Origin of the sequence: Jatrophihabitans sp. (genome assembly GCF_051960575.1) — a bacterium.
GTDB lineage: Bacteria > Actinomycetota > Actinomycetes > Mycobacteriales > Jatrophihabitantaceae > JBQCEE01.
The window spans coordinates 1-4757 of sequence record NZ_JBQCEE010000329.1 but is presented as its reverse complement, the minus strand read 5'-3'; the positions used below and the strand labels follow the sequence as shown (position 1 = coordinate 4757).

Annotated in this window: 5 protein-coding genes; all 5 read left to right on the top strand. The window is 72.5% G+C overall.

Annotated elements, in window-relative coordinates; all coding sequences use genetic code 11:
- Positions 1 to 1250, top strand: a 1250-nt coding sequence (locus ACTHMS_RS18475) for an NAD(P)/FAD-dependent oxidoreductase (protein WP_440308129.1), incomplete at its 5' end; no start/stop codon positions are given.
- A gap of 46 nt (positions 1251 to 1296) precedes the next feature.
- A complete protein-coding gene (gene pgm / locus ACTHMS_RS18470; RefSeq protein ID WP_440308128.1) occupies positions 1297 to 2931 on the top strand; it encodes a phosphoglucomutase (alpha-D-glucose-1,6-bisphosphate-dependent) in 1635 nt (544 codons plus the stop codon).
- Between the two features lie 28 nt (positions 2932 to 2959).
- Positions 2960 to 3358, top strand: a complete 399-nt coding sequence (locus ACTHMS_RS18465; RefSeq protein ID WP_440308127.1) for a hypothetical protein — start codon at positions 2960 to 2962, stop codon at positions 3356 to 3358.
- A gap of 40 nt (positions 3359 to 3398) precedes the next feature.
- The gene (locus ACTHMS_RS18460) at positions 3399 to 4421 is read left to right on the top strand and encodes a DUF2235 domain-containing protein (protein ID WP_440308126.1); all 1023 of its coding nucleotides are present in this window, start codon (positions 3399 to 3401) and stop codon (positions 4419 to 4421) included.
- A gap of 107 nt (positions 4422 to 4528) precedes the next feature.
- Positions 4529 to 4757, top strand: a 229-nt coding sequence (locus tag ACTHMS_RS18455) for a hypothetical protein (protein ID WP_440308125.1), incomplete at its 3' end; no start/stop codon positions are given.

The following is a 4757-nucleotide window of genomic DNA, read 5'->3' as shown; positions in this document are numbered from 1 at the left end:
TGCTGCGCGCGCAGCCCGACCTCAGCGTGGTGCTGGTGGAGGCCGAGATCGCCGGCTTCGGGGCGAGCGGCCGCAACGGCGGCTGGTGCTCGGCGCTCTTCCCCACGGGGACGGCCGCCCTGGCTGCACGCCACGGCCGTGCGGCCGCGCTCGACCTGCGGCGGGCGTTGATCGCGACCGTCGACGAGGTCGGCGCGGCGGCCGCCGCCGAGGGCATCGAGTGCGACTTCCGCAAGGGCGGCACCGTGACGCTGGCGCGCTCGGTCGCGCAGGCCCAGCGCTGCGAGCAGGACGTGCTGGAGGACGCCGCCTTCGGCGGCCTGGACGAGCTGCAGCTGCTGGACGCCGACGACGCCCGGTCGCGGGTCGGGGCCGCCGGCGTGCTCGGCGGCACCTACACCCCGCAGTGCGCCCGCCTGCACCCCGCGCGGCTGGTGCGCGGGCTGGCGGCCGCGGTCGAGCGGCGGGGCGGCCGCATCCTCGAGGAGACGCCGGCGGTGGCCGTCGAGGGCCGCGGGTACGACGGCCGCGCACGGGTGCACCTGCGCCACGGCGTCGTGCGGGCGAACCACGTGCTGCGCACGACCGAGGCCTGGACGGCGCGCCTGCCAGGGTTGAGGCGGGCGGTACTGCCGGTGTACTCGCTGATGGTCGCCACCGAGCCACTTCCCGGGTCGTTCTGGGACGAGACCGGCCTGGCCCACGGCGAGACGTTCACCGACCACCGCCATCTCATCGTCTACGGCCAGCGCACCGCCGACGACCGGCTGGCCTTCGGCGGCCGCGGCGCGCCGTACCACGCGGGTTCGCGCATCCGTCCGGAGTTCGACCGGGCCGAGCGGGTCTTCGCCGCGCTGCGGACGACGCTGGTCGAGCTGTTCCCGAGCGCGGCCGGCGTGCGGTTCACCCACGCCTGGGGTGGTCCGCTCGGGGTGCCGCGCGACTGGCACCCGTCGGTCGGGCTCGATCGCGAGACCGGCCTCGGCTGGGCGGGGGGTTATGTCGGCGACGGCGTCGCCGCCACGAATCTCGCCGGGCGCACGCTCGCCGATCTCGTCCTCGAGCGGGACACCGCCCTCACCCGGCTGCCCTGGGTGGGCCACCGCTCGCCGCAGTGGGAGCCCGAGCCGCTGCGGTGGGTGGGCGTCAACGCCGCCCGCGTGCTGGTCGACGCGTCCGACGCCGAGGAGCGCCGCACGGGGCGTCCGAGCCGGCTGGCGCGCCTGGTCGCACCCCTCACCGGGGGCTGACGATCGCGTCGCACCCCGCGGGTGCCGCGTGTGCCAGGATCGAATCATGACCAGTCCGCGCGCCGGGCAGCCCGCGCAGCCCTCGGATCTCGTCGACGTCGCCAAGCTCGTCACGGCGTACTACAGCCTGCAACCCGACCCGGCCGAGGTGTCGCAGCAGGTCTCGTTCGGGACGAGCGGGCACCGCGGCTCGGCCTTCGACGCGGCCTTCAACGAGCACCACATCCTGGCGACGTCGCAGGCCATCTGCGAGTACCGCGCCGCCCAGGGCATCGACGGACCGCTGTTCCTGGGCGCCGACACGCACGCGCTGTCCGAGCCCGCGACGGTCAGCGCGCTCGAGGTGTTCGCGGCGAACGGCGTGCAGGTGCTCGTCGACAGCCGCGGGGGGTACACGCCGACACCGGCGGTGTCGCGGGCGATCCTGGCACACAACGCGAGCGGGCCGTCCCATCGCGCCGACGGCGTGGTCGTGACGCCGTCGCACAACCCGCCACGCGACGGCGGCTTCAAGTACAACCCGCCGGACGGCGGCCCGGCCGGCACCGAGATCACCGGCTGGATCCAAAACCGCGCCAACGAGCTGCTGCGCGCCGGCCTCGACGGCGTGCGGCGCGTGCCGTACGCGAAGGCGCTCGCCGCCGAGACCACCGGCCGCTACGACTTCCTGGACGCCTACGTCGGCGCGCTTCCACAGGTGTTGAACATGGACGCGTTGAAGGGCGTGCGCATCGGCGCCGACCCGCTCGGCGGCGCGAGCGTCGGCTACTGGGGCGAGATCGGCGAGCGGTACGGCCTGGACCTCACCGTGGTGAACCCGCTGGTCGACCCGACCTGGCGGTTCATGACGCTCGACTGGGACGGCAAGATCCGCATGGACTGCTCGTCGCCGTCCGCGATGGCGTCGCTCATCGCGCGGCAGCACGAGTTCGGGATCGCGACGGGCAACGACGCCGACTCCGACCGCCACGGCATCGTCACGCCGGACGGCGGGCTGATGAACCCGAACCACTATCTGGCCGTCGCGATCCAGTACCTGTTCGGCCACCGCGACGGCTGGTCGCCGCAGGCGCGGATCGGCAAGACCCTGGTCAGCTCGTCCATGATCGACCGGGTGGGCGAGGGGCTCGGCCGCACGGTGCACGAGGTGCCGGTCGGGTTCAAGTGGTTCGTGCCGGGGCTGCTCGACGGATCGGTCGCGTTCGGCGGCGAGGAGAGTGCGGGCGCCTCGTTCCTGCAGCGCGACGGATCGCCGTGGACGACCGACAAGGACGGCATGCTGCTGGCCCTGCTCGCGTCCGAGATCACCGGCGTCACCGGGCGCACGCCGTCGGAGCACTACGCCGACCTGACCGCGAAGTACGGCACGCCCGCCTACGCGCGCATCGACTCGCCGGCCACGCGTGAACAGAAGGCAGTGCTGTCGAAGCTGTCGCCCGAGCAGGTGACGGCGGACGAGCTGGCGGGCGAGCCGATCACCGCGAAGCTCACCCAGGCGCCCGGCAACGGTGCGGCGATCGGCGGCCTCAAGGTGGTGAGCGAATCGGGCTGGTTCGCGGCGCGTCCGTCGGGCACCGAGGACGTCTACAAGCTCTACGCCGAGTCGTTCCGCGGGCCGGAGCACCTGGCGCAGATCCAGGACGAGGCGCGCGCGATCGTCGGCGCCGCCCTCGGCGCGTGAGCGCACCCGCCGCTGGCATGCTTCGCCCGTGACGGTGATGCTGCACGCGATCGAGGCGCTGGCCGGCGCCGGCCGCTACTCGGTCGTCTTCCGCTATCCCGACGGCTCGTCGCAGACAGCTGTCGTGCAGGCGGACGACGCGTCGATCACCGCGGCCGAGGCGTCGCTGCCCGTCGGGTGGACGGCCGGCTCGGCCGAGTACCTGGCGCTTGCCGAAGCAGTGCTCGCGCTGCACCGTGCCCGCAGCGCCGGCCCCCAGGTCGCGACGCTCGAGGACGTCGACGGGGGCTGGGACGTCATGCTCGGCAACGTGGTGCTCGGTGCCGACGCTGCGCCCGCCTGCACGGCGCACGGGCCGCTGGCTGCCGCCGAGGGCGACGTCTGGGAGTGCTTCGAGTGCGGCGCGAAGGCTCGCTTCGCCGGCTGAGCAGCGCCATACTGGGCCCGCTCCGATGAGGGAGGCCCCCGTGAAGAACCTGATCGTGTGCGCCGACGGGACGTGGGACAAGGCGACGGACAAGTACCCGTCCAACGTCGAGCGGCTGAGCCGCGAGGTCGCTCCGACGGCCGACGGGGGAGTGCCTCAACAGGTGTACTACCACGCCGGCGTCGGGACGAGCTTCGGTGACAAGTTCCGCGGCGGCCTGTTCGGCTACGGCCTCGGCCACAACGTCCGCGCCTGCTACCGCTTCCTGGTCGAGCACTATGAGGCCGGCGACCGGTTGTTCCTCTTCGGGTTCAGCCGTGGCGCGTTCACGGCGCGCAGTCTCGCGGGTTTCATCCGCAATGCCGGCGTGCTGCGGCCCGAGCACGTCGACCGCGTCGATGAGGGCTACGACCTGTACCGCGACAAGGAGGGCCCGGACGCACCGTCCGCGCTCGAATTCCGTCGTCAATACGCCTGGACGATGCAGACGCCCATCCACTTCGTCGGCGTCTGGGACACCGTCGGCGCCCTCGGTGTGCCGAACGTCGGCTGGCCGTGGGTGAACTGGCTCAACCGCCGATACCAGTTCCACGACACCCAGCTCAGCAGCCACGTGCGGTTCGCCTACCAGGCACTGTCGATCGACGAGGCACGGCGGCCGTTCGCGCCGACGCTCTGGCAACCGCAGCCGGCTGTCCCCGGCCAGGTCGTCGAGCAGGTCTGGTTCGCCGGCGTGCACACCGATGTCGGCGGCGGGTACGCCGACGGCCAGCTCGCGGACATCACCTGGCACTGGATGACCGATCGCGCGCGGGCAGCCGGCCTGGCGCTGCGCGAGGCGCACCGGCCGCTCGACCCGAGCTGGGCGAACGGCCCGCTGCACAATTCGCGCACCGGGATCTACAAGATCGTGCCGCCGTACGTGCGACCGATCGGAATCGTCGACCCTGTACACGAGTCACTCGCCTCGACCGCCGCCGGACGTGAGGCGTCGGACGGCTGGTCGCCGGCGAATGTCGAGCGTTACCTCCACGGCACTCCGCGCATCACGGCGATCGAGTGACGAGTCATCTGTAGGCACAGTGCCAATAGCGAGAAACGCCTATCAGATAACGGATTCCGTTGGCCAGAGCGCTTGTGTTTCGAACACGCTTTCGGTAGACTGATCGCATGGTGGCACCGGCGGTCGAGGCGTGGACGCTGCCCGCCGGGCACGCCGAACTCGACCGGATGCTGGGGGCGTCGACGGCATTGGCGTCCGAGGCCGAGCTGTTGGACGCGATCCGGTCGGCCGAGGCGCTGCGGTGCAGGTTGGCGGCGTTGGACGCGGCGGTGATCGCGGAGGTCGAGCGGCGCGGGCTCGCCGGGAAGCACTCGCAGAAGACGACGAAGGCGCTGC